At 70.4% G+C, this 21,673-nt stretch carries 22 protein-coding genes; 12 read left to right on the top strand and 10 right to left on the bottom strand.

The genetic code is table 11. The features are described 5' to 3' along the window. Positions 1-97 precede the first annotated feature (97 nt). From OG841_RS04760 to OG841_RS04740, 5 genes are all read left to right on the top strand, one after another. A complete protein-coding gene (locus OG841_RS04760) occupies positions 98-1,183 on the top strand; it encodes an S-(hydroxymethyl)mycothiol dehydrogenase (protein ID WP_328642629.1) in 1,086 nt (361 codons plus the stop codon). Next, on the top strand, positions 1,183-1,812 hold the full coding sequence (locus OG841_RS04755; RefSeq protein WP_371563642.1) for an MBL fold metallo-hydrolase: 630 nt from the start codon (positions 1,183-1,185) through the stop codon (positions 1,810-1,812). The genes OG841_RS04760 and OG841_RS04755 overlap by 1 nt, the downstream gene beginning before the upstream one ends. Positions 1,813-1,906: 94 nt before the next feature. After that, on the top strand, positions 1,907-2,821 hold the full coding sequence (locus OG841_RS04750; RefSeq protein WP_328642630.1) for an SDR family oxidoreductase: 915 nt from the start codon (positions 1,907-1,909) through the stop codon (positions 2,819-2,821). Positions 2,822-2,876: 55 nt separating this feature from the next. Next, positions 2,877-3,680, top strand: a complete 804-nt coding sequence (locus OG841_RS04745) for an SDR family NAD(P)-dependent oxidoreductase (RefSeq protein ID WP_371563639.1) — start codon at positions 2,877-2,879, stop codon at positions 3,678-3,680. A 104-nt stretch (positions 3,681-3,784) separates the two neighbouring features. Further along, a complete protein-coding gene (locus OG841_RS04740; protein ID WP_328642632.1) occupies positions 3,785-4,480 on the top strand; it encodes a L,D-transpeptidase family protein in 696 nt (231 codons plus the stop codon). Positions 4,481-4,509: 29 nt separating this feature from the next. Here the strand turns inward: OG841_RS04740 and OG841_RS04735 are convergent, their stop codons facing one another. Genes OG841_RS04735 through OG841_RS04720 form a run of 4 tightly spaced genes read right to left on the bottom strand, consistent with a single transcriptional unit; the run spans position 4,510 to position 9,007 of the window. Then, entirely contained in the window at positions 4,510-5,712 is a 1,203-nt protein-coding gene (locus OG841_RS04735) for a Gfo/Idh/MocA family protein (protein ID WP_328642633.1), read from the bottom strand. A gap of 29 nt (positions 5,713-5,741) precedes the next feature. After that, the gene (locus tag OG841_RS04730; protein ID WP_371563637.1) at positions 5,742-7,082 is read right to left on the bottom strand and encodes an ABC transporter substrate-binding protein; all 1,341 of its coding nucleotides are present in this window, start codon (positions 7,080-7,082) and stop codon (positions 5,742-5,744) included. Positions 7,083-7,092: 10 nt separating this feature from the next. Further along, a complete protein-coding gene (locus tag OG841_RS04725) occupies positions 7,093-8,025 on the bottom strand; it encodes a carbohydrate ABC transporter permease (RefSeq protein ID WP_371563634.1) in 933 nt (310 codons plus the stop codon). A gap of 16 nt (positions 8,026-8,041) precedes the next feature. Beyond that, the gene (locus tag OG841_RS04720) at positions 8,042-9,007 is read right to left on the bottom strand and encodes a carbohydrate ABC transporter permease (protein WP_371563631.1); all 966 of its coding nucleotides are present in this window, start codon (positions 9,005-9,007) and stop codon (positions 8,042-8,044) included. A gap of 167 nt (positions 9,008-9,174) precedes the next feature. Between OG841_RS04720 and OG841_RS04715 the strand changes: the two genes are divergently transcribed. The 3 genes from OG841_RS04715 (at position 9,175) to OG841_RS04705 (ending at position 11,509) form a co-directional block, all read left to right on the top strand. Then, positions 9,175-10,335 carry an ROK family protein gene (locus OG841_RS04715; RefSeq protein ID WP_371563628.1) on the top strand — a complete coding sequence of 387 codons (1,161 nt, stop codon included), beginning with the start codon at positions 9,175-9,177 and terminating at the stop codon, positions 10,333-10,335. Positions 10,336-10,447: 112 nt separating this feature from the next. After that, positions 10,448-10,633: a hypothetical protein gene (locus OG841_RS04710; protein WP_328642637.1), complete on the top strand. Its 186-nt coding sequence runs from the start codon at positions 10,448-10,450 to the stop codon at positions 10,631-10,633. A 54-nt stretch (positions 10,634-10,687) separates the two neighbouring features. Next, complete coding sequence (locus OG841_RS04705; RefSeq protein WP_328642638.1) at positions 10,688-11,509, top strand: EamA family transporter; 822 nt, start codon at positions 10,688-10,690, stop codon at positions 11,507-11,509. A 13-nt stretch (positions 11,510-11,522) separates the two neighbouring features. Here OG841_RS04705 and OG841_RS04700 read toward each other — a convergent pair whose 3' ends face one another. Continuing rightward, complete coding sequence (locus tag OG841_RS04700) at positions 11,523-12,893, bottom strand: S1 family peptidase (RefSeq protein WP_365120555.1); 1,371 nt, start codon at positions 12,891-12,893, stop codon at positions 11,523-11,525. A 141-nt stretch (positions 12,894-13,034) separates the two neighbouring features. Next, a complete protein-coding gene (locus OG841_RS04695; protein WP_365120557.1) occupies positions 13,035-13,961 on the bottom strand; it encodes a hypothetical protein in 927 nt (308 codons plus the stop codon). 167 nt (positions 13,962-14,128) lie between these two features. On the opposite strand from OG841_RS04695, the gene OG841_RS04690 reads away from it, so the two are divergent. Continuing rightward, positions 14,129-14,509 carry a PPOX class F420-dependent oxidoreductase gene (locus tag OG841_RS04690; protein WP_328642641.1) on the top strand — a complete coding sequence of 127 codons (381 nt, stop codon included), beginning with the start codon at positions 14,129-14,131 and terminating at the stop codon, positions 14,507-14,509. 65 nt (positions 14,510-14,574) lie between these two features. Here OG841_RS04690 and OG841_RS04685 read toward each other — a convergent pair whose 3' ends face one another. Further along, complete coding sequence (locus OG841_RS04685; protein ID WP_371563623.1) at positions 14,575-17,319, bottom strand: hypothetical protein; 2,745 nt, start codon at positions 17,317-17,319, stop codon at positions 14,575-14,577. Between the two features lie 210 nt (positions 17,320-17,529). On the opposite strand from OG841_RS04685, the gene OG841_RS04680 reads away from it, so the two are divergent. Next, positions 17,530-18,882 carry a Gfo/Idh/MocA family protein gene (locus OG841_RS04680; protein WP_328642643.1) on the top strand — a complete coding sequence of 451 codons (1,353 nt, stop codon included), beginning with the start codon at positions 17,530-17,532 and terminating at the stop codon, positions 18,880-18,882. A gap of 39 nt (positions 18,883-18,921) precedes the next feature. On the opposite strand, the gene OG841_RS04675 is transcribed toward OG841_RS04680, so the two are convergent. Together OG841_RS04675 and OG841_RS04670 are read right to left on the bottom strand one after the other, a co-directional pair. Next, positions 18,922-19,335: a Zn-ribbon domain-containing OB-fold protein gene (locus OG841_RS04675; RefSeq protein WP_328642644.1), complete on the bottom strand. Its 414-nt coding sequence runs from the start codon at positions 19,333-19,335 to the stop codon at positions 18,922-18,924. Positions 19,336-19,494: 159 nt separating this feature from the next. Next, a complete protein-coding gene (locus OG841_RS04670; RefSeq protein ID WP_371563618.1) occupies positions 19,495-19,677 on the bottom strand; it encodes a hypothetical protein in 183 nt (60 codons plus the stop codon). A gap of 3 nt (positions 19,678-19,680) precedes the next feature. Here OG841_RS04670 and OG841_RS04665 point away from each other — a divergent pair, with 3 nt between their 5' ends. Beyond that, a complete protein-coding gene (locus tag OG841_RS04665; protein WP_328642645.1) occupies positions 19,681-19,860 on the top strand; it encodes a hypothetical protein in 180 nt (59 codons plus the stop codon). Positions 19,861-19,911: 51 nt separating this feature from the next. Here the strand turns inward: OG841_RS04665 and OG841_RS04660 are convergent, their stop codons facing one another. Beyond that, the gene (locus OG841_RS04660) at positions 19,912-20,601 is read right to left on the bottom strand and encodes a TetR family transcriptional regulator (protein ID WP_328642646.1); all 690 of its coding nucleotides are present in this window, start codon (positions 20,599-20,601) and stop codon (positions 19,912-19,914) included. A 134-nt stretch (positions 20,602-20,735) separates the two neighbouring features. Here OG841_RS04660 and OG841_RS04655 point away from each other — a divergent pair, with 134 nt between their 5' ends. Then, positions 20,736-21,566 carry a hypothetical protein gene (locus OG841_RS04655; RefSeq protein WP_328642647.1) on the top strand — a complete coding sequence of 277 codons (831 nt, stop codon included), beginning with the start codon at positions 20,736-20,738 and terminating at the stop codon, positions 21,564-21,566. Positions 21,567-21,673 lie beyond the last annotated feature (107 nt).

Raw genomic sequence — 21,673 nt, 5'->3', positions numbered from 1 at the left:
CGGGGGGTATTTTCGCCTCCTGGAACCGGTGCCGTTACTGATCAGTCGCGCGTAGGGTCGCAGGGACGTACACCGGGCGACAGAAGGGGTCAGGGCCATGGCGCAGGAGGTACGCGGAGTGATCGCACCCGGCAAGGACGAGCCGGTGCGGGTGGAGACGATCGTGGTTCCGGACCCGGGGCCGGGTGAGGCCGTCGTCCAGGTGCAGGCCTGCGGGGTCTGTCACACCGACCTGCACTACAAGCAGGGCGGGATCAACGACGACTTCCCCTTCCTGCTGGGCCATGAGGCCGCCGGCGTGGTGGAGTCGGTCGGCGAGGGGGTGACCGATGTCGCGCCCGGCGACTTCGTGATCCTCAACTGGCGTGCCGTGTGCGGGAACTGCCGCGCCTGTCTGCGCGGGCGGCCCTGGTACTGCTTCAACACGCACAACGCGAAGCAGAGGATGACCCTCACCGACGGCACCGAGCTCTCGCCCGCCCTCGGCATCGGCGCCTTCGCGGAGAAGACGCTGGTCGCCGCGGGACAGTGCACCAAGGTCGACGCCTCGGTTTCGGCTGCGGTCGCGGGGCTGCTGGGCTGCGGAGTGATGGCCGGAATCGGCGCCGCGATCAACACGGGGAACGTCGGCCGGGGCGACACCGTCGCCGTCATCGGCTGCGGTGGCGTCGGCGACGCGGCGATCGCCGGATCGCACCTCGCGGGCGCGGCGAAGATCATCGCCGTCGACATCGACGACCGGAAGCTGGAGAAGGCCCGCACGATGGGCGCGACCCACACCGTCAACTCGAAGGACGCGGATCCGGTCGAGGCGATCCGTGACCTGACCGGCGGCTTCGGCGCCGACGTCGTCATCGAGGCGGTCGGCCGCCCCGAGACGTACAAGCAGGCCTTCTACGCCCGCGACCTCGCCGGCACGGTCGTGCTCGTCGGCGTGCCCACGCCCGAGATGAAGCTGGAGCTGCCGCTCCTCGACGTCTTCGGCCGCGGTGGCTCGCTCAAGTCGTCCTGGTACGGCGACTGCCTGCCCTCCCGCGACTTCCCCATGCTGATCGATCTGCATCTGCAAGGCCGCCTGGACCTGGAGGCGTTCGTGACCGAGACCATCCAGCTCGACGAGGTGGAGAAGGCGTTCGAGCGCATGCACCACGGCGACGTCCTGCGCTCGGTGGTGGTGCTCTGATGGCCGTCCGCATCGAACGCCTCGTCACCTCCGGGCAGTTCAGCCTCGACGGCGGCACCTGGGACGTCGACAACAACGTCTGGATCGTCGGCGACGACCACGAGGCGATCGTCATCGACGCCGCCCACGACGCCGACGCCATCGTCGAAGCCGTGGGCGACCGCAGGCTGACCGCGATCGTCTGCACCCACGCCCACAACGACCACATCGACGCCGCGCCCGCCCTCGCCGACCGCACCGGCGCGACGATCTGGCTGCACCCCGACGACCTGCCACTCTGGAAGCAGACCCACCCCGACCGCGACCCCGACGCCCACCTGCGCGACGGCCAGGTCATCGAGGCCGCGGGCGCCGACCTCCGGGTGCTGCACACCCCCGGGCACGCACCGGGCGCGGTCTGCCTCTACGACCCGGGCCTCGCCGCCGTCTTCACCGGCGACACCCTCTTCCAGGGCGGCCCCGGCGCCACCGGCCGCTCCTACTCCCACTTCCCGACGATCATCGACTCGATCCGCGACCGCCTGCTGGCCCTGCCACCCGAGACGAAGGTCCTCACCGGCCACGGAGACCCGACGACGATCGGCGCCGAGGCCCCGCACCTCCAGGAATGGATCGACCGCGGCCACTGACGCCGAGCGGGTGACCCGCCCGTAAATCACGACAGAGGTTGTCCGGCTTCCCGGTCATGCTCGAAGAGACATCGGGCACAACGAGAGGTCGGACATGTCACAGCCGTTGCAAGGCAAGGTCGCGCTGGTCGCGGGAGCGACCCGGGGAGCGGGACGCGGAATCGCCGTGGAACTCGGAGTGGCGGGCGCCACCGTGTACGTCACCGGACGCAGCACCCGCGCCCGCCGCTCCGAGTACGACCGCCCCGAGACCATCGAGGACACCGCCGACCTCGTCACCGCGGCCGGCGGCCAGGGCATCGCCGTACCCACCGACCACCTGGACCCGGCGCAGGTCCGCACGCTCGTCGACCGGATCGCCGACGAGCAGGACCGTCTCGACATCCTCGTCAACGACATCTGGGGCGGTGAACACCTCTTCGAGTGGGACAGCCCGGTGTGGGAGCACGACCTCGACAACGGCCTGCGCCTGCTCAGGCTCGCGATCGAGACCCACGCGATCACCAACCACCTCGCCCTGCCCCTGCTGCTGCGTCGGCCCGGTGGCCTGGTCGTCGAGATGACCGACGGGACCGACGCCTACAACCGAGAGAACTACCGTCTCTCCTTCTTCTACGACCTCGCCAAGACGTCCGTCATCCGCATGGCCTTCGCCCTGGGACACGAACTCGGCCCGCGCGGCGCGACCGCCGTCGCGCTCACTCCGGGCTGGCTGCGCTCGGAGATGATGCTCGACAACTTCGGGGTGCGGGAGGACACCTGGCGCGACGCCCTCGACCGTGTCCCCCACTTCGCCATCTCGGAGACCCCGCACTACGTGGGCCGCGCGGTCGCCGCGCTGGCCGCCGACCCCGACGTCGCCCGCTGGAACGGCGAGTCCCTCGACAGCGGCTCGCTCGCCCGGACGTACGGCTTCACGGACCTCGACGGCAGCCGTCCCGACGCCTGGCGCTACATGGTCGAGGTCCAGGACGCGGGAAAGCCGGCGGACGTGACCGGCTACCGCTGATCCGGCGGGCCCTGCGACGCCGGTGCGTGCGGGGGGAGGGACTACCTTCGGCCTCATGACGCACACCAAGCGCTTTGAGGGACACGGAGTTCTCGTCACGGGCGCCGCCCGCGGCATCGGTGCGGCGACGGCCCGCCGCCTCGCCGAGGAGGGAGCCGCGGTCCTGTTGACCGACCGGGACGGGGCGGCCGTGGAGAGGACGGCCGCGCGCCTGCGGGAAGAGGGTCTTCCCGCACAGGCCCTGGAGTGCGACGTGGCGGATCGCCCGGCCGTCGAGGCGGCCGTCGCCCACGCCGCCGACGCGTTCGGCTCGCTCGACGTCCTGGTCAACAGCGCCGCCCGGTGCACCCCGGAGACCCCGCTCTTCGAGGACGACTCCGACGAGGAGTGGGCGCGTGACCTGGACATCACCCTCAGTGGTCCCTACCGCTGCTCGCGCGCCGCGCTGCCGCACCTGGTCGCCTCCGGTCGCGGTGCGATCGTCAACATCGGCTCCGTCAACGGCCTCCAGGACTTCGGCAACCACGCCTACAGCGCCGCCAAGGCGGGTCTCGGCTCCCTGACCCGCACCCTCGCCGGGCACGCGGCCGGCCGCGGGGTGCGCGTCAACATGGTCGTCCCGGGCACGGTCCGCACCTCCGCCTGGGAAGGGCGCGAGGCCGAGCTCACCGAGATGCGACGGCTGTATCCTCTCGGCCGGGTCGGTGACCCCGAGGACATCGCGGCAGCCGTCGCCTTCCTCGCCTCCCGCGACGCGGCGTGGATCACCGGCACCACGCTGGTCGTCGACGGCGGCCTCACCGCGGTCAACACCGGATTCCACGCGGCGGTCCATCCGGACAGGGGCGCTCCGTCGTGAGCATTGTCACCGTTCCGTCCCAGCGTGCCTAGCGGTACAACGAACGGGCAGGCACACCCGTCTAGCTGGTAGAGATCGCAGGACCTTACGAAGGGGACAGGGCCATGGGGGACATACGCAGACGGGGTGCCGTCGCACTCGGGATCACCGGACTCGTCGCACCGCTGACCATCGCGCTGGGCGCCGCGCCCGCGCAGGCGGCGAGCTGCACCACGCAGGCGGGGCCGTACCAGAAGAAGGTCGAGAAGTTCCTCGGCCGCCCGGTCGACGGCAGGCAGTCCACCGCCGACTGCAAGGCGATCAAGGCCTTCCAGACCAAGCACGGCATCACACCGAACATCGGCTACGCCGGATCCGTCACCTGGGGCGTGATGGACCTCATGAACAAGCAGAAGGCCGTCGGCACCAACCCCAACAGGGACGGCAAGTGCCCGACGAACAAGGGCCGCATCGCCTGCGTCAACCTCACCCTCCAGCTGAGCTGGATCCAGGACGGCGACCGGCTCGTCTACGGCCCCGTCCCGGTCCGCACGGGCCGCAACGGCTACGAGACCCGCACCGGTCTCAAGAAGATCTACTGGCGTGACATCGACCATGTGTCGAACATCTACAACGTGCCGATGCCCTACAGCCAGTTCTTCGACGGCGGCCAGGCCTTCCACTCGGTGAACCTCAGCATGTGGAACCCGCCGGGCTCGCACGGCTGCACCAACATGACGCCCAAGGACGCCAAGAAGTACTGGTCCTTGCTCAAGACCGGCGACGACGTCTTCGTGTACGGCCGCAAGCCGGGCACCTGAGACACCAGGCGCCCGGCACGAGGCCATGGTCACGCCTCGGGCGCGTCCCCGAAGTCCGGGATCTCCAGCCTGGCTCCACCCTGCCGCGCCGAGTCGTGCGCGATGATGCCCGGCAAGGTGTAGCGGGCCGCCACCCAGGCGTTCACCGACGGCAGGGTGCGGGTGTTCACCGCGGTCACGAAGTCGTCCACCAGGAAGTGGTGGCTGCCTTCGTGGCCGTTGTGCAGGTGGTCGAACTCCCGCGGTAGCCGCGCCCGGTCGTGCACCGGAGCCGACCCGGACGTGAACGCCGCCCGCAGGTCCGGCGCGATGTGCTGGAGTGACGGATCGTCAGGAGCCATGGTCGGCTTGGGCTCCAGGAGCTCACTGATGTCCTTCACACCCTTCTTGTCCTGCCAGAGGGCGACCGTGGCGAGCTGCTCCATGCTCGCCTCGGTCCCGAAGAACCGGAAACGCGACTCCCGGATGTGGGAGGGATAGCCCACCCGCCGGAACTCGTTCGTACGGAACGACCCGCCGCCCGCCACCTCGAACAGCGCGGTCGCGTTGGAGAAGTCGTTGCCGAACTGGCTGACCTCCTTGTCGAACACGCCGTCCCCGCGGTCGTCGACCACACCGATCGCCGACACGCTCACCGCGTGCGTCTGCCAGGCACCCAGCACCCCGCCGACCGCGTGCGTGGGGTAGAGCAGCGGGGGATAGCTGGCGGTCTCCTTCCACTTCTCGCCGCCGCTGTACTGGTACGCCTCGTAGAACCCGAGGTCCATGTCGTGGACGTAGTCGCCCTCGGCGTAGAAGAGCCGCCCGAAGGCGCCCTCGGCGATCTGGTTGCGGGCGTGCACGGTCGCCGGGTTGTACTGGCTGGTCTCGCCCATCATGTACGTCAGCCCGGTCGCCCGGACCGCGTCGATGATCGCCGAGATCTCCTCGGTGGTGATGGCCATGGGCACCGCGGAGTACACGTGCTTGCCGGCGTCCAGGCCCTGGAGCACCAGGGGGCCGTGCGTCCAGCGCTGGGTGAAGATCGCGACCGCGTCGACCTCCTTCGACTCCAGCATGGCCTCGTACGTGGGGAAGGTGCCGGCCAGTCCCTGCGCCGTGGCGAGCTGCTCGGCCCGCTCGGGCAGCAGATCGGTGACGTAGACGTCGCCGACACCGGGGTGGGCCTGGAACAGCGTGGCGAACTGGCCGGAGAACTGGCCGGCGCCGACGATGCCGAGGGAGAACGTCATGACGTGCGTGCCCTTCACTGGTCGCGAAATCACTGCGAGAGGATCAGGTTGATCTGGTCGTTGGTCTGGTCGAGGCTGGTCACGGACCTGCCGTTGCCGAAGATGTCCTGCATGGCGGGATGCATCAACGCGTACACGTCGGCGGCGTAGTTGGTGATGGGGTAGGAGAAGGTCGTGAAGTCCTTCTTGTCGGCGACCGGCTCGGTGAAGGCCGTGACGTCGAGCCCCTTCTTCTTGTAGGCGGCCACGGCGGCCGCGGTGCCGTCAGGGGTGGCGGGGAACACGATGCCGTAACTGCCCACCGTCTTCTGGCACTCGTCCGAGGACAGGTACTTCACCCACTTGCGGGCGCCGTCCTTGTTGCGGGCGTTCTTGGTGATGGAGTCGGCGAGGCCGTTCATCATGGTGGCGCGCTTGCCGGTGGGGCCTTCGGGGGTGACGGCGGTGCGCATGTCGAGGCCCTTGAACCCCGCGTACGTCGAGATCATCCAGGCGCCGTCGAAGGCTGTGGCCGCCTTTCCTGCCGCGACCTGGGTGTTGGCCTGGTTGGACTGGGAGTTGTAGTCGGTGAAGGGCGCCATGTAGCCCTTCTTCGCCAGTCCGAAGTACCACTTGACGGCGGACTGGTAGGCGGGGCTGTCGTACTGGTACTTCGTGCCCCACCGCTTCTTGTCGGTGTAGCTCCAGCCGGCGGAGGCGGTGAAGGTGCTCCACTGGGTCTGGCCGTCGCCGTCCCCGCCGCCGTTGGTGGCGAGGCCGTACACCTTGACGTTGTTCTTGTCGAAGCCCGGCTCGTCGCCCCGCTTGCCGTTCTTGTCGACGGTGAGGTGGGCGACGGTCTTCTCGAAGGTGCCGCCGTCCTGGGGGTTCCAGGCCAGATCGTTCAGCTGGGCCGGCGTGAGCCCGGCCGCGTCGGTCATCTTCTTGTTGTAGAAAAGGGCGACGGTGTCCCAGTCCTTGGGGGCGCCGTAGCGGTGGCCGTCCTGGCCCATCCAGTTGGCCGCAAGGCCGGGCTGGTAGGCGGAATCGTCGATGCCCACGTCGTCGAGCGGCTCGAGGACCTTCAGGTCGGCGAACTGGCCGAACTTCTGGATGTGGTCGGTGAACACGTCCGGCTCGGTGCCCGCGATGAAGCTCGCGGTGAGCTTGGTCCAGTAGTCGTCCCAGCCCAACTGGGTGATCTTCACGTGCAGTCCGGGGTTCTGCTGCTCGAAGTCCTTGGCGCAGGCCTGGTAGGCGGGCTGCTGGTTGGAGTCCCACAGCCAGTACGTCACCGTTTTCGAGGAGGACCCGGCGGAGCCGCCCTCCGCGCACCCCGTCAGACAGAGGGCCAGTGCGCCGGCCAGCGCGGTCAGCGTACGAAGTCGCATCACAAGTCCCTCACTTGATCCCGGTGAAGCTGATGGTGGACACGATGCGGCGGGCGAAGAAGCCGAACAGCACCAGCATCGGCAGCGCGGCGATGAGCGTCGCCGCCATGAGGCCCGACCAGTCGACGCCGGACTGCGGGGTCTGCGCGCGGAAGATGGCCAGTGCGACGGTCAGCACCCGTGAGTTGTCGCTGTAGGACACCATCAGCGGCCAGAAGTAGTCGTTCCAGGACGTGATGTACGTCAGCACGGCCAGGGTGAGGACCGGTGTGGAGGCCATCGGCAGCAGGACCCGGAAGAAGATCCGCACCTTCCCGGCGCCGTCCAGCAGGGCGGCCTCCTCGACCTCGCGGGGGACATTCATGAAGAACTGCCGGAGGAAGAACACCGCGAACGGCGTCATGAACATCGTCGGCAGCGCGATGCCCAACAGGTTGTCGATCAGGCCGAGTTCCTTGATGAGCACGAAGTTCGGCAGCAGCGTGAAGATGGTCGGCACCATCAGCCCGGCCAGGAAGAGCGCGAACACCTTGTCGCGGCCCCGCCAGCGCAGCCGGGCGAAGGCGTACGCGGCCATCGCGGAGAAGAAGATCTGGCAGACGGTCACCAGGGTGGAGACGATCACCGAGTTGAGCAGATAGCGCCAGAACTTCAGTCCGCCGCCCGCGCCGCCCTGCGCGATCGCCTCCTTGGTGGACTCCAGGCCCAGGGCGCGGGCGAACCCGGTGCCGGTCGGGTTCACCGGCAGGGGGTCGGACGCGTGGGCGGCGAGCCCGGAGTTGGTGGACAGCGCGGTGCGCAGGATCCAGTAGAACGGCAGCAGGGTCACGAGCACGATCGCACCCATCGCCGTCCAGGCCAGGACCCGGCCGGGGGTGAGGGGGCGGCGCCCGGTGGGCCGTACACGTGTCGTCGTGGTCGTGGTGGTGGTCACGGCAGCCATGTCGACTCCTTCCGGGTCAGCCGAGATCGGTCTGGCCGGCCCGGGTGAGCCGGTACTGCAGGACGGTGATCGCGCTCAGCACCACCAGGAGGGCGACGGACATCGCGGAGGCGTAGCCGAACTGGAAGCGGCCGAAGGCCGATTGGTAGATGTAGAACTGGAGGACGTTGGTGGCGTTCGCCGGGCCGCCCGCGGTCGTCACGGCGACCGTGTCGAACACCTGGAACGAACCGATCACCGTCATGATCAGGACGACCGCCAGGACCGGCCGCAGCAGCGGCATCGTGATCCGCCAGAACATCCGCCACTCGCTCGCGCCGTCCACCTTCGCCGCCTCGTACATGTCGTTCGGGATGGCCATGAGCCCCGCGAACAGCAGCAGCGCGGTGTAGCCGACGTGCCGCCACACGTTGATCAGGGCGATCGTCGGGATCGCCCAGGTCTCGTCCGCGAGGAAGGGGATGCGGTCGAAGCCGAGCCCGGAGATGATCTCGTTGCCGATGCCGAGCTGGTTGTCGAGGATCCACAGCCAGACCAGGCCCGCGACCACGTTCGACATCAGATACGGCGTGAGCACGATGCCGCGCAGCACCGCCGACTGGGTCAGGCGCTGCAACAGGACGGCGATGGCGAGGGCCGACACCGTCTGCACCCCGATGTTGATGACCACGTACTCGACGGTGACCTTCAGCGACTCCCAGAAGATGGGGTCGTGGATCATCCGGTCGTAGTTGGCGAGGCCCACCCACTCCGCCGGGGTCAGAAGGTTGAAGCGGGTGAAGCTCAGATAGATGCCCCGCAGCGTCGGCCAGAGCAGGAAGACCACGAAGCCCACCAGGGCCGGGGCGATGAACACCGCGGCCAGGCGACCGTCGCCCCCGCTCGACCCGCCTGAGCCCCGTTTCGTGCTCGGTTCGGTCCGTGCCCCCTCGGCGCCGCTGAGCGGCAGACGCGACGGAGGGCTGCTGGAGGCGATGGTCATCGGGAGACTCCCTCGTCTTCGGTGGCTCGTCCTCGGCCACTTACTTTTGTCGCGGAAGAATCCAGGCGTCAAGGGGCCTGCGAACATCTTTTCAGGGCCGCCGTGGACCTCGTAGCATGGTCACATTGCTTTTATGGCGAAAGAAATCATGTGGGAGTCTGACCTTCATGACCACAGTTGCCGCCAGCTGGCTACCCCTGAGCACCGGCGAGCGCTCGGTGGCGATCGAGGTGCTCGTCCACGGCCCGCTGTCACGCACCGAACTCGCCCGCCGCCTCGACCTCTCCGCGGGCAGCCTCACCCGGCTGACCAAGCCGCTCATCGAGTCGGGTCTGCTGATCGAGGTCCCCGAGGCGGGCACCCCGGCCGAGGTGCGCCAGGGGCGCCCGTCGCAGCCCCTCGACGTGGTCACCGAGTCCCGGTCCTTCATCGGCTTCAAGATCACCGAGGACATGGTCTACGGCGTCGTCACCACCCTCCGGAGCGAGATCGTCGCTCGCCACGACCGGCCCCTCGTCAGCCATGACCCAGCCGAAGTCGCCGACCTGCTCGCGGAGATGACGCGCGAACTGGCCCGCGCGTACCCGCGGCTCGCCGGCGTCGGCATCGGGGTCGGCGGCTTCGTCCAGGAGCGTGCCGTGGTCGGCGAGTCCCCGTTCCTGCACTGGCGGGACGTCCCCCTCGGCGAACTCGTCGAGGAGCGCACGGGGTTGCCGGTGGTGGTCGAGAACGACGTCGCCGCCCTCGTCGAGTCCGAGACCTGGTTCGGCGCCGGCCGCGGCCTCGACCGCTTCGTCGTCCTCACCATCGGCGCCGGCATCGGCTACGGCCTGGTCCTGGGCGGCCGGCGCGTCCCCTACGCCGAGGAGGACCGGGGCTTCGGACGGCACTGGATCATCGACCCCAACGGGCCCCTCACGCCCGACGGCAACCGCGGCAGTGCCGTCTCCCTGCTCACCATTCCCAACATCCGCTACCAGGTGCATGCCGCCACCGGCCGCGACCACACCTACGAGGAGATCCTCGCCCTCGCCGCGGCCGGCGACCCCATGCCCGCCCGCGTCATCGACGAGGCCGGGCGTGCCCTCGGCGTCCTGGTCGCCCAGATCGCCAACTTCGCCATGCCGCAGAAGATCATGCTCGCCGGAGAGGGTGTCGGTCTGATGGACGTGGCGGGCAAGACCGTGGAGGACACGATCCGCGCCCACCGCCACCCCCTGGCCGGTCCGGTCGACCTGGAGACCAGGGTGTCCGACTTCCACGACTGGGCCCGCGGAGCCGCCGTGCTGGCGATCCAGGTACTGGTCCTGGGTGTGGCCGAAGTGTGAACCGGGTCACGCCCCTTGACACGCGCCTTCACAGATGGACGTGATCAGCAACACGGTCCGCTATGTCCTTTTCTGGTGTGATTACTCACGGCGCCTTCACTTCCGTAGCCGTATGCTTCACACCATGTCCACCACTGTTGAACCCGTGACCGATCGATCGGCCGACGAGGTCAACGAGGAGATCCGGGCCCTGTGGCTCCGGGCGGGCGGGACACTGAGCGGCGAGCAGCGTGAGGAGTACCAGCGCCTCGTCCTGGAGTGGGCCGCCGCCGCTCCGCAGCCGGTCCGGGCGGCCTGACCCCGACGATCGACGCGGGGCATCACCGCCCCGTCCCTGGGCACCCCTGACGGGATGGGCCCTCTCCTCGCACTGGCCTCAGCGGTCTTATACGGCATCGTCGACTTCACCGGCGGTCTGCTGTCCCGCCGCGCCCACTTCGCCACCGTCACCTTCCTCGGGCAGATCGGCGGCCTGCTCCTGGCCACCTCTGCCGCGCTCTTCCTCCCGGCCGACGCCGTACGCCCCGTCGACCTCCTTTGGGGCGCGCTCTCCGGTGTCGGAAGCGGCGCCGCCATGCACTTCCTCAACCGCGGCCTCAGCCACGGTGCGATGAGCGTGGTCGTGCCCGTCAGCGCCGTCACCGGGGTCGCCCTCTCCGTCGTGTGCGGAGTGCTGCTCGGTGACCGGCCGACCACCGTGGCCTGGCTGGGAATCGTCCTGTCGGTGCCCGCCCTGTGGATGGTCTGCGGCGGTGGTACGGACGGCGGCGGAGGAGTCCCCGACGGGCTGCTCGCCAGTGTCGGCGTCGCGCTCCAGTACATCGCCCTCGCGCAGGCCGGTGCCGCCGGCGGACTGTGGCCGGTGGCCGCGGGACGGGTGGCCGCCGTACTCGTCCTGCTGCCCGTGGCGGCCCGAAATCCTGGGCGCCTGCGCCTGCCACCCGTACGAGCCGTGCAAGCGGTACTGGTCGGAGCGGGCGCGGCCCTCGGACTCCTGCTCTTCCTGTTCGCCGCCCAGCGGCAGCTGCTGGCCGTCGCCGTCGTCCTGGCCTCCCTCTACCCGGCCCTCCCCGTGATCCTCGGACTCGCCCTGCTGCATGAGCGGCTGAACAGGAAGCAGGTGGTGGGCCTCGCGGGGGCGGGGGTTGCCACGGTCTTACTGAGTCTGGGATGAAGCACCCGGCGGCTCAGCCCCAAGTCGCCGAGTAGTACCGCTGATACGCTTTGCGATCCTGTTCCGAGCGGATGTACCGCGTCGCCACCAGCGCGATCAGACTTCCCCCGACGACCAGCAGACCGGGCCCGACATTCCGGGTGTCCGTGAGCCGGCTCAGCAGGGGCGTGCCCTGTGCACCCTCCACCGCCGCCGAGGAGCCGGGAGAGGCCGCACCGGGAGCGATCGAGCCCTGCGCCTGCGCCGAGGTGGCCGACGGAGCGGGAGACGCCCCGCCGGCGGCCGGGTTCGACACGATCAACTGCATGCCGAGCGCCGTCAGCGCCTTCGTCACCGGCTGGAAGAACGTCGTACCGCCCTGGGTGCAGTCACCGCTGCCGCCCGAGGTGATGCCGAGCGCGATCCCCTCGGAGAACATCGGACCGCCGCTGTCCCCGGGCTCGGCGCACACGTTCGTCTCGATCAGCCCGGTGACCGTGCCCTCCGGGTAGTTCACCGTCGAGTTGACCCCCGTCACCTGACCGTCGCGCAGCCCGCTGGTGCTGCCGCTGCGGAACACCCGCTGCCCGATGGACGGATCGCCCGAGCCGGTGATCTGCACGCCCTTGCCGTTGCCGATGAACACGACACCGGCTCCTTCCCCCGCCTTCCCATTGGCGTACTGCACCAGCGAGAAGTCGTTGCCCGGGAAGCTCTGGGTGACCGTCTTGCCGAGCTGGTTGTTGCCCCCGGTGTCCGCGAACCAGATCGAACCGGCGGGACCGCAGTGCCCGGCCGTGAGGATGAAGTCGCTCTGGCCGTTGGTCACGTTGAAGCCCGCCGAACAGCGTCCGCCGGTCGACAGGATCGGCTGCGCCCCGTTCAGGCGGGGAGTGAAGGTGCCCTCGGTGCGCTCCATGCGGACGAAGCCGCCGATACCGTCCGCGACCCTGGTCATGGCGGACCAGTCGGACGCCGAGACCGTGCTGTCCCCCTGCACCACCACCTCGTTGGTCCGGTAATCCATGGACCAGGCGGTTCCGGCGACCCGGGGCGCGGAACGCAGCGTCTTCGCCGCCGACTTGAGCTCGTCCATGCTGTGCCCGACGACCTTCGCCCTGGCACCCGCCTCGCGCACCTCGGCGGCCGCCTGCTCGTCGGTGACCGCGACGACCGGCTTGCCGTCGGTGCCGATCCAGGTGCCGGCCGTACGGGAGGAGCCGAGCCGCGACACCAGATCCGCCCCCGTCTGCCCGGCCTCCATGGCGTAGGTGTGCGGCACGGCGGTGTTGGGGGGAGTCTCGCTCGCGACGGCGCGCGTGACCATCACCCCTCCCAGGAGGAGTCCGCCGACTGCCGCCAGCCGTGTCACTCGCCGGACGACCCGTCGTCGTGCGTGCCTCATGCATGGCTCCCGAACCCGAAAATGCGGTGTCTGCACCGCAGGGCCCTCCGGTCGTTGAGTGCCCTCCTTGCATACGTGGCCGGGGCCGGGCGCGTTCACGACAGCCGGTGATCCGGTGCCGCCGGATCCTCCTGAGGCGTCTCAACCAGCCACGCACAGGCCCGTGTTGGCCGCATTCCCACGCATCCGGGCCCAGCTGGGCGCGTCGCCCCACACGGATCGCGGATCGATGTACGGGCGCAACAGCGCGGTGAGCCGTGCGTCGCCGCGGCCGCCCAGCTCGTCGGAGGCGACCTTGCGGGCGATTCCGGCGAGGACGTCCGCCGACTGCGCCCGCACGTCCAGCCTGGCCTCCACCAGCCGCAACTCGACACGGCCCGCCCCGGTCGGCCCCACCGACTCCGCGACCCAGGCCATGCGCTCTGGCGTCAGCATGTTCTGCCGGTCATGCACCAGCCGCACCGGGCCCGGACCGCCCGCACTCCAGTGCCGGACCGTGGCGACCACCGCGGGCAGCAGCGGATCGAGCAGCGGAATCAGCGGCGGGCCCGCGGCCGCGATCCGCGCCCGGTAGTCCTCCGCCGCGGGTCGGGCCGCCGCGAGCCGGTCGAGGACCGCCGACACGGTCGTACGGCCGACCGCGCGCCGTAGCTCGTCCACCACACGGAAGAACGCGTCCACGGGGACCGAAGGGCCCTGGTCGGTCCTGACGCGCAGCAACCGGTGGGCCGCCGTGAGGAAGTCCTGCCACCCTGCGTCGCCGAGGGTGTGCGGCCCCGCGCGGTACAGGGTGACGGCGTCGAGCCCGCGGTCACCGTCGTCGCCGTCGAGCAGCAGGCCGACGGCACGGTCCACGACGAAGAACGCCTTGTCGATGAGATGGACGTGGGCATGCCCGTGGACCGGCCCGCCGGGCGCCGGCAGCCACTCCAGTACCGCCCGGTGCTTCTCCCGCACCAGATGGTTCGCCTTGTACTCCTCGGCGGGGGAGCGGATCCGATGCCGCAGCTCACGGAAGCATTCCGCGGCGACGTCCGTCGGCAGCCGTACGCTCCCGTGCGCGAACATGTCGTGTTCCCGGTCAGGAGGTTCTCGCCGTCCGAGCCGGACTCGTCGCACACGATCTCTTCGTCGCCACGGCTACAGGTCACGACCATGCTCCCCATCTCCTGCTCCACGACCACCATCGCGTACCGCGTCTGTGCGGGTCGAACGTGTTTGCCTAGACTTCCGTCATGGACGACACGCCGCTGGAGCGGCTCGGCTCGGGCAAGTACCTGTTGCTCACCAGCTTTCGCAAGAACGGCACCCCGGTCGCCACCCCGGTGTGGGTGGTCCGCGACGGGGACACGCTCGGCGTCTGGTCGGCCGCCGACGCCTGGAAGGTGAAGCGGATCCGGGCCCGCGCGGACGTTCTCGTCGGTCCCTGCGACCTGCGCGGCAACCCGACCGGCGACCAGATCCCGGCCATGGCGGAGATCTGCGACGCGGCGACCACCGCCCGCTTCCGGCAGCTCCTGGCCCGGAAGTACGGCATCGTCGGGCGGCTCTCGCTCCTCGGCAGCAGGCTGCGTCGCGGAGCGGACGGGACGGTCGGGATCCGCGTGACCTTGTGAAGTGCGGGGCCCGGTCGCACCGGACCCCGCACAAGAGGGTGCTCACGAACCCTCGTACATCGTGCTTACGGCGTGTCGAGCACCGTCCCCGTCAGCACCGGCTTGTCGGGCAGCGGCTCGGCGTTTCTGTCGGTCTGCGCGAGGCGCATCGACTCCGTCGGCTCGGCCACCTGGTCCCGCACGGTCGGCACGACGAAATCCACGCTGGTGCTCCCGGGCGGGATGTTCAGCCAGACCCACAGGTTCGCGTCGGACAGCGGCCGCTCGGGGTCGGGCACGTCACCCGACCAGTCCTGGAGCCACTGCGGGTCCACGTCCTTGGTGGACAGCTCGGCGCCCTCGGTGACGGGAAGCACCCGCACCGGCGTCCAGATGTCCGCCGCCGTGGGCGCGTCCACGGACAGCCGCCAGGTCAGCGTCTCTCCCTCGGTCACCCGGTCCGCGACCGGCGACAGGGTGATCACCGGCTCGGGGTCGTCGTTCTCGACGGTGAGCCCGCCCCGGTGCTTGCCGACGACGGCGTTGTGGACGGCCTTGACGGCGATGTCGTGCTCCACGTCGTCGCCGTAGACCGTGTCGCCCTTCACCTGGACCGGCACGTCGATCGCGTCGCTGCCGGGCCGTACGGTCACGAGGCGGTTCTCGGCCCGGCCGCTGTCCGGGTCGAGGAGGTACACGCGGACCTGTCCGCTGCCGTGCCCGGAGATCTTGACCGGGATCCGGTAGGTGCGGGTGCCCGAGTCGCCCTCCTTGACGATCGTGCGGCCCACGTCGACGCGCGGCAGTGCGGCCGCCTTCACCGCCGCAGTGCCGGGCGCCCAGCCCCAGGCGTCCATCAGCCAGGCCCGCCCGGACGGCGAACGGGGCGTCAGCTCAAGGGACTTGACGTGCCGGAGATCGAGTCCGGCCCGGGTCGCCGCCGTCAGCGGGACGCGCAGCTCCTGCGCCCAGTAGGAGGCGGTGCTCTCGGTGCCGGGGAGTCCGTCCACCTGGACCGAACCCAGCGTCACCCGGCGGTCGGAGGCGTCGGTGACGGACACGTCGAACTTGGTGCCGGTGGTGTTCGGCGGTACGAAGACCCGGAGCGCGAGCTTCTGGGAGTCGCGCAGGGAGAGCGGCTTGGCCGGGGTGATACGCGCGGCCGTGCCCGGCGCGGACCACTTCAGGTCCACCGCGCTGCGGCCGGTCTCCTGTTCCGTCTCCCAAAACGCGAAGTGCGGTGACGATCCGGGGGTCTCCGGGTCCAGGCAGGCCACGGCCGGGTCGGGATCGATCGCCGAACACAGCCGGGCGCCGGTCACCTTCGCCCCGCCGTCCGGCAGGAAGCCACCGCTGCGGCGGCCGCCGACCGCGTGGGTCAGCACCCGGGCCGGGTCCGCGGACGGGGCCCGCTTGCCGGAACCGTCGAGCAGCGGACGTACCCGGTCGTCCCCGGCGAGGAAGAGCCGGGCCGCGGCGGCGATGTACGTGGAGCCCGCCTTGTGCTGCTGGGCGGCGGTGAGCCGGGTCGCGGCGCCCGGCGAGCACACCGGGTCCGACTGCTCGGGGTCGGTCCAGAAGTCGTCCGAGGCCGGCGCCTCGGCCACGCCGGGGGTCCACTCGCTGTTGAAGTAGTTGTGGTTGGCGCCGACGATGTAGACCGCGCTGTGCAACGCGGTGCCCCGGCTGACGCCACGGGTCCCGTCGACGAAGTCCTCGCCCTGGAGGTCCGACACATCGCCGTCGCAGCCGGGCAGGAGCGTCACGTTCGGCACGTCGGCGACCGGATTCTGGCCGAAGATCGTCGGTCCGACGAGCACCGTCCCGCGCACCTTCCAGCGCACCGGGCCCTTGTAGCCGTCCTCGGCGGCGGGCGGCGGGTAGAGGCTGTCCATGGCGGCCCGGTTGACGCCCTCGCCGCCGCGCGAGTGGCCCACGAGCAGGACCCGGGAGAGGTCGGCCTTCGCGGCCTCGCGCACCACGGCCGGGGCGGTGGAGCGGTGGGCGGACCAGTCGGCCCAGCGGGCGAGGTGCTGGCGTACCAGCGAGGAACGCGCCTGCGCGCCGGCGTCCTCGGCCTGCCAGTCCTGGGCGTTGATGCCGTTCGCCGAGATCGACACCGTCACATAGCCCTGGGAGGCCAGCAGTTGCTGGTCGGCCAGGTAGCCCTTGTCGCTGGGGATCGGCTTGTAGCCGTCCGCGCAGGGCCAGTCGCCGGTGATGTCGTCCTCGGTGCCCGGCTTGTAGCAGGTGCTGTGGCGGCCGTGCAGGAACAGCGCGAGCGGCCGGCTGCCGGTGGCACCCTTCGGTGCCACCACCTGGGCACGCATCTCGACCGGAGTGGCGAACCCCGGCAGGCGCACGGGGTCGAGGTCGTACTCACCGGTGACGGTGCGGTACGAGCCGGGTCTGCCCGGATCAACGCCGTTCGCCGGCGCCTGCGCGGGCACCCGTGCCCCGCGCGGGCCGGACTTGTGCGTGTCATCGTCCGCCGCGTCCAACCGGCGCCCCGCGGCCGTCACTTGAAGATCCGACAGCTGCGCGGGCCGCGCCTCGTCGAGGGCCAGACGGAAGGTCCGCCCGTCCCTTGCCGGCTTCGGCACCCCGAGCAGCCGGTCCCCCGTGCGGAACTCGACCCGCGCATCCCCCATGGGCACCGTCTTCGGCGCCCGCCAGACCAGCTCACGCGCCCCGCTCTCCCCGTCGATCCGCCACCCGGGCGGAAGCGGGTTGTCGTCCGTCGCGCTCAACGTCCCCGATTTGTGCGGCTGTTCGGCCTGGGCCAGCACTGGCGAGCCCGCCAGGGCCGCCAGCACCGCCACGGCGGTCACACATATTCGCCGGGCACGGATCAATGGTTCTCTCCTCAAATCCCCGTGCGCAGACGTCCCGTCGGTCCCGGGCGCCTCTCGCGTCACCTAGGACGGGGGAGGGGCGTCTGTGGGTTGTCTGTGCGCAGACACCGATCGCGGGCGAGCGACGCGATCAAGCCAGCGCAGTCGTGGGGACTAGCGGATCACACGACGGGGGAAGCGCTTTCCATGAGCCGAACTCCTCACCTCCGCGCGGCCGTCGTCGGCACCGGCCACCGCGCACAGCTGTTCACCCGGGCCCTCGCCGCCCGCCCCGGCCACCAAGTCGCCGCCCTGTGCGATCCCAGCCCGACCCGTATGGCCTTCCACAACCGGCTGCTCGCCGAGGCCGGCGAACCCGCCGCCGCCCAGTGGCAGCCCGAACACTTCACCGAGCTCCTCACCAAGGAGGGCATCGACGAGGTCGTCGTCACCACCGTCGACGCCGAGCACGACCGCTACATCGTCCCGGCCCTGGAAGCGGGCTGCCGGGTGGTCACCGAGAAGCCGATGACCGTCGACGCGGACCGCTGCGCCCGCATCCTGGACACGGTCAGGTCCACCGGCAACTCCCTCACCGTCGCCTTCAACTACCGCTTCAACCCCGTGCACGAGAAGGTCCGCGCCCTGATCGCCGACGGGGCGATCGGCGAGATCCTCTCCGTCCACTTCGAATGGCTCCTCGACACCCGGCACGGCGCGGACTACTTCCGCCGCTGGCACCGCGAGAAGCACCTGAGCGGCGGCCTCATGGTCCACAAGGCGAGCCATCACTTCGACCTGGTCAACTGGTGGCTCGCCGACGAGCCGCAGGACGTCTTCGGCTTCGGGCGGCTCGGCTTCTACGGCCGTGCGGCGGGCGAACGCCACGGTCTGCGCCGCGACTACACCCGGGCCCACGGGGCGGATCCGGCCGCCGACGACCCCTTCGCCCTCGACCTCGCCGCCGACGACACCCTGCGGGCCCTGTACCTGGACGCCGAGCGGGACGACGGATACGTCCGCGACCGCAACGTCTTCGACGGGCCCGTCACCATCGAGGACGACATGGCGCTCCTCGTCCGCCACACCCGGGGCGCGACGATGACGTACCACCTCACCGCCTACTCCCCGTGGGAGGGCTACCGGGTCATGTTCAACGGCAGCGGGGGCCGTCTGGAACTGGAGGTGGAGGAGAGCCGCTGGCAGACACCCCTGACCGGTGTCACCTCGGCGAGCGGCGCGGTGCACGGGGACACCGCGGCCGACCACGCGGGCGGCGCGCGTCTGACCCTGCGGCCCCTGTGGCAGCCCCCGGTCGACGTCCCGCTCGTCACCGCCCACGAGGCCCACGGCGGGGGCGACCCACGCATGCTCGACGCGCTCTTCGGGCCCGTGGAGCCCGGTAGGGGTCCGGTGCGTGAGGACGCCGGTGCCGCGACCCATCCGACAGCCACCGAACGGGACGGCGCCCTGGCGCTGGGGGTGGGGCTCGCCGCCAACCGGTGCTTCGAGACGGGGCGGCCCGTGCGGGTGCGGGATCTGATCCCGGGGGTGTGGTGAGGCCGAAGTCCCGGTGCGCCGAAAAGGGCTGACGTCTCGTCAGTGCCAGGCGCGGTAGGGCTCGTCGAGCAGCTGGAAGACCGGCTCGCCGCGGACCGGGTCCTTGACCGTCGACATCCGGACCCGGTCACCGCTGTGGATCGCGGCGGGCGGACCCATGACCCGGCCCCGGACGACGAAGCCCTCGGTCAGCTCGATCAGCGACACATTGCGCGCGACGGGGGTGTTGCGGTGGACCACCGTGGAGTGGCGCACCGTGCCCACGCCCTCGCTGCGCTCCGTGCGCAGGTCGCCGCACTGGCAGACCGGACACAGCAGGCGGTGGTACATCGCCGTGCCGCACCAGGTGCAGCGCTGGAAGAGGATCGCGTCCGTGGCCGGGGCGACGGGCTCGAGTACGCCCGTCGCGGAACCGGCTGTCCGACGAGCAATGTTTCCTGAGTGGTGGTACACGCTGGTCAACTCCCTGCGCTCGGCCGGAATCCCACGTGCTCGGGTAACCGTGCACGGACGTGCGCGGCTCCCTGTGCCACCGTGCACGGCTTCAGCGTATGGCACTGAGTGTCGGCCGTAAAGGTACTCGGTACCCTCATCTTCCGTTGGAGTGAAGATTCATGTCCGGCGTATCGGAACGGTCCTGAGCGCGGTCGCGTCCACCGGCCGGGTGGCCGTCAATGGCTGCATCAGTGCCCAGCGCGGCAAGGAAGGCCCCATCTCCACGCGGGAGATGACGGCGTACGTCAAGGCGCGCAACACGGGGCCGAGGCGTTCTTCCGGGTCGTCGACGGTGGTCACTGGGTGAAGCTGGGCAGTGGTCGCACCTATGTCCCGGCAGGGGGGACCGTCGAGCCCGCGGAGGTGGGCAGCTCGACCCGGGTGTGCGGGCCCGTGAAGGTCGAGATCCGTGTACACGCCCGCGCCGACGGGGGCGTCTGGAGCGGCTGGTCCACCGCCGGCGCGGCGCAGTGCCAGACCTGAGCGGCCGCTGGGCGGGCGGCACGGTTCCCTGTGCCGTCCGCCCGGTCCGGCTCAGTCCCGCTCGAGCGTGGACTCGATCTGTTGGACCACACGCCACAGAGGGGCGCCGCGGCGGGAGACGATCACCACCACGTCCTCCGGCGGCTCGTCGGCGGACGGCGCGCCCGCCGCCCCGAACGCGGCCTGCACATAGCCGAGCGCGTGCTCCACCGCCTGCTCCGCGTCGCCGTGCCCGTCCGAGCGCAGCCAGGAGCGCAGGGCGTTGTTGTGCGCCGCGGCCACGGCGGCGGCGATCACATCGGCCCGGAGCGTCCCGTCGTGCAGCCCTTTCAGGCGCCCGCGCAGATACTCCGCGAAGGCGCGCTCGTAGCGCCACACCACGGACAGCTCGTAGGCGCGCAGGCCGGGCACCTGCTTGGTGAGGCGGTATCGCTGCACGGAGAAGGTCGGGTTCTCGGTGTACATGCGCAGGACCAGCCGCACCGCCTCGCAGACCCGCTCGAGCGGGTCGCACCCGGGGTCGCTCGCCGCCAGGAAGGCCGTCATGTCGGCCAGGCAGCGCTCGTGGTCGGGGAAGACCACGTCCTCCTTGGACGGGAAGTACCGGAAGAACGAGCGGCGGCCGACTCCGGCGAGCGCGACGATGTCGTCGACGGTGGTCTGCTCGTAACCCCGTTCCAGGAACAGCTGGAAGGCGGCCGCGACCAGCGCGTCCCGCATGGCGGGCTTGGTGGAGCTCATGGTCGCGAACGTAGCACCTGAACCGGTCACATGGCACTGGGTGCAGTCCTATGAGGGAACTGAGTGCTGTTGCTGGCGTTGTCCGGTAGGAGGGCCGCCGCATACGATCGGCTCCCGCCCGCCGAGGAGCCCACATGCCCCGCCCCACTCTCCTGTACGTCACCGATCTGGCCTACCAGGCCCGCGGGCGCCGCTACTGCGACGAGGACATCTTCCTCACCTCGCGTCTCAGGGAGGACTTCGACCTCGCCCTGTGCCATCCCCGGGACGCGTCCGCGTTGGCGGACGGCTTCGACGCCGTCGTCGTCCGCAACAGCGGGCCGGTCCTGGCCTACCAGGAGGCGTACGACGCCTTCCGCGAGCGGGCGCTGCGAAACGGCACGCGCGTGTACAACCCCCTGTCCGGCAAGGCCGACATGGCGGGCAAGCAGTACCTGCTCGACCTCACAGCCGCGGGGTACCCGGTCATCCCGACCGTCGACCGCGCCGAGGACCTGGACCGGCTGCCCGTGACGGACCGGTACGTCGTCAAATCCAGACTCGGCGCCGACTCCATAGGACTGCGGATCGTGCCCGCCGACGAGGTGCGCGACCACATCGACGGGCACGTCCTCGTCCAGCCGTGCGTCGACTTCGCCTACGAGGTGTCCTTCTACTTCGTCGACCACGACTTCCAGTACGCCCTGTACGCCCCGCACGCCGACCGGCGCTGGGCGCTGGAGCCGTACGGGCCCACCCCCGAGGACCTGGAGTTCGCCCGGCGCTTCATCCACTGGAACGCCCTCGGCCACGGCATCCAGCGTGTGGACGCCTGCCGGGCCCCGGACGGCGCACTCCTGCTGGTCGAGCTGGAGGACCTCAATCCGTACTTGTCCTTGGACGCCCTCGACGACGGGGGCAGGGACGCCTTCGTCGCGGTGATGAAGGCATCCCTGCACGGGTTCCTCGCCTCCGTGTCCAGGTGAGCGGACGCCCGGGCGAACAGAGCGCAAGCGCTGAACTCCCGGGCCCGCGGCGCCGTATCACTCCCTGGGGGACGGCCCAGACCCGTGTGCACGGGACGGAAGGAGAC

The organism is Streptomyces canus (assembly GCF_041435015.1).
GTDB lineage: Bacteria > Actinomycetota > Actinomycetes > Streptomycetales > Streptomycetaceae > Streptomyces > Streptomyces canus_G.
Note: the sequence above shows the minus strand (reverse complement) of the source record. Positions and strands in the feature narration are given on the sequence as shown.

Excerpts from the sequence above, each read along its gene's own strand:
- OG841_RS04710 (WP_328642637.1), top strand. The coding sequence starts at position 10,448 with ATGCTTCACACCATGTCCACCACTGTTGAACCCGTGACCGATCGATCG.
- OG841_RS04760 (WP_328642629.1), top strand. The coding sequence starts at position 98 with ATGGCGCAGGAGGTACGCGGAGTGATCGCACCCGGCAAGGACGAGCCG.
- OG841_RS04655 (WP_328642647.1), top strand. The coding sequence starts at position 20,736 with ATGCCCCGCCCCACTCTCCTGTACGTCACCGATCTGGCCTACCAGGCC.
- OG841_RS04690 (WP_328642641.1), top strand. The coding sequence starts at position 14,129 with ATGGACGACACGCCGCTGGAGCGGCTCGGCTCGGGCAAGTACCTGTTG.
- OG841_RS04740 (WP_328642632.1), top strand. The coding sequence starts at position 3,785 with ATGGGGGACATACGCAGACGGGGTGCCGTCGCACTCGGGATCACCGGA.
- OG841_RS04660 (WP_328642646.1), bottom strand. The coding sequence starts at position 20,601 with ATGAGCTCCACCAAGCCCGCCATGCGGGACGCGCTGGTCGCGGCCGCC.
- OG841_RS04715 (WP_371563628.1), top strand. The coding sequence starts at position 9,175 with ATGACCACAGTTGCCGCCAGCTGGCTACCCCTGAGCACCGGCGAGCGC.
- OG841_RS04730 (WP_371563637.1), bottom strand. The coding sequence starts at position 7,082 with ATGCGACTTCGTACGCTGACCGCGCTGGCCGGCGCACTGGCCCTCTGT.
- OG841_RS04735 (WP_328642633.1), bottom strand. The coding sequence starts at position 5,712 with ATGACGTTCTCCCTCGGCATCGTCGGCGCCGGCCAGTTCTCCGGCCAG.
- OG841_RS04725 (WP_371563634.1), bottom strand. The coding sequence starts at position 8,025 with ATGGCTGCCGTGACCACCACCACGACCACGACGACACGTGTACGGCCC.
- OG841_RS04700 (WP_365120555.1), bottom strand. The coding sequence starts at position 12,893 with ATGAGGCACGCACGACGACGGGTCGTCCGGCGAGTGACACGGCTGGCG.
- OG841_RS04745 (WP_371563639.1), top strand. The coding sequence starts at position 2,877 with ATGACGCACACCAAGCGCTTTGAGGGACACGGAGTTCTCGTCACGGGC.
- OG841_RS04695 (WP_365120557.1), bottom strand. The coding sequence starts at position 13,961 with ATGTTCGCGCACGGGAGCGTACGGCTGCCGACGGACGTCGCCGCGGAA.
- OG841_RS04720 (WP_371563631.1), bottom strand. The coding sequence starts at position 9,007 with ATGACCATCGCCTCCAGCAGCCCTCCGTCGCGTCTGCCGCTCAGCGGC.
- OG841_RS04750 (WP_328642630.1), top strand. The coding sequence starts at position 1,907 with ATGTCACAGCCGTTGCAAGGCAAGGTCGCGCTGGTCGCGGGAGCGACC.
- OG841_RS04755 (WP_371563642.1), top strand. The coding sequence starts at position 1,183 with ATGGCCGTCCGCATCGAACGCCTCGTCACCTCCGGGCAGTTCAGCCTC.
- OG841_RS04705 (WP_328642638.1), top strand. The coding sequence starts at position 10,688 with ATGGGCCCTCTCCTCGCACTGGCCTCAGCGGTCTTATACGGCATCGTC.
- OG841_RS04680 (WP_328642643.1), top strand. The coding sequence starts at position 17,530 with ATGAGCCGAACTCCTCACCTCCGCGCGGCCGTCGTCGGCACCGGCCAC.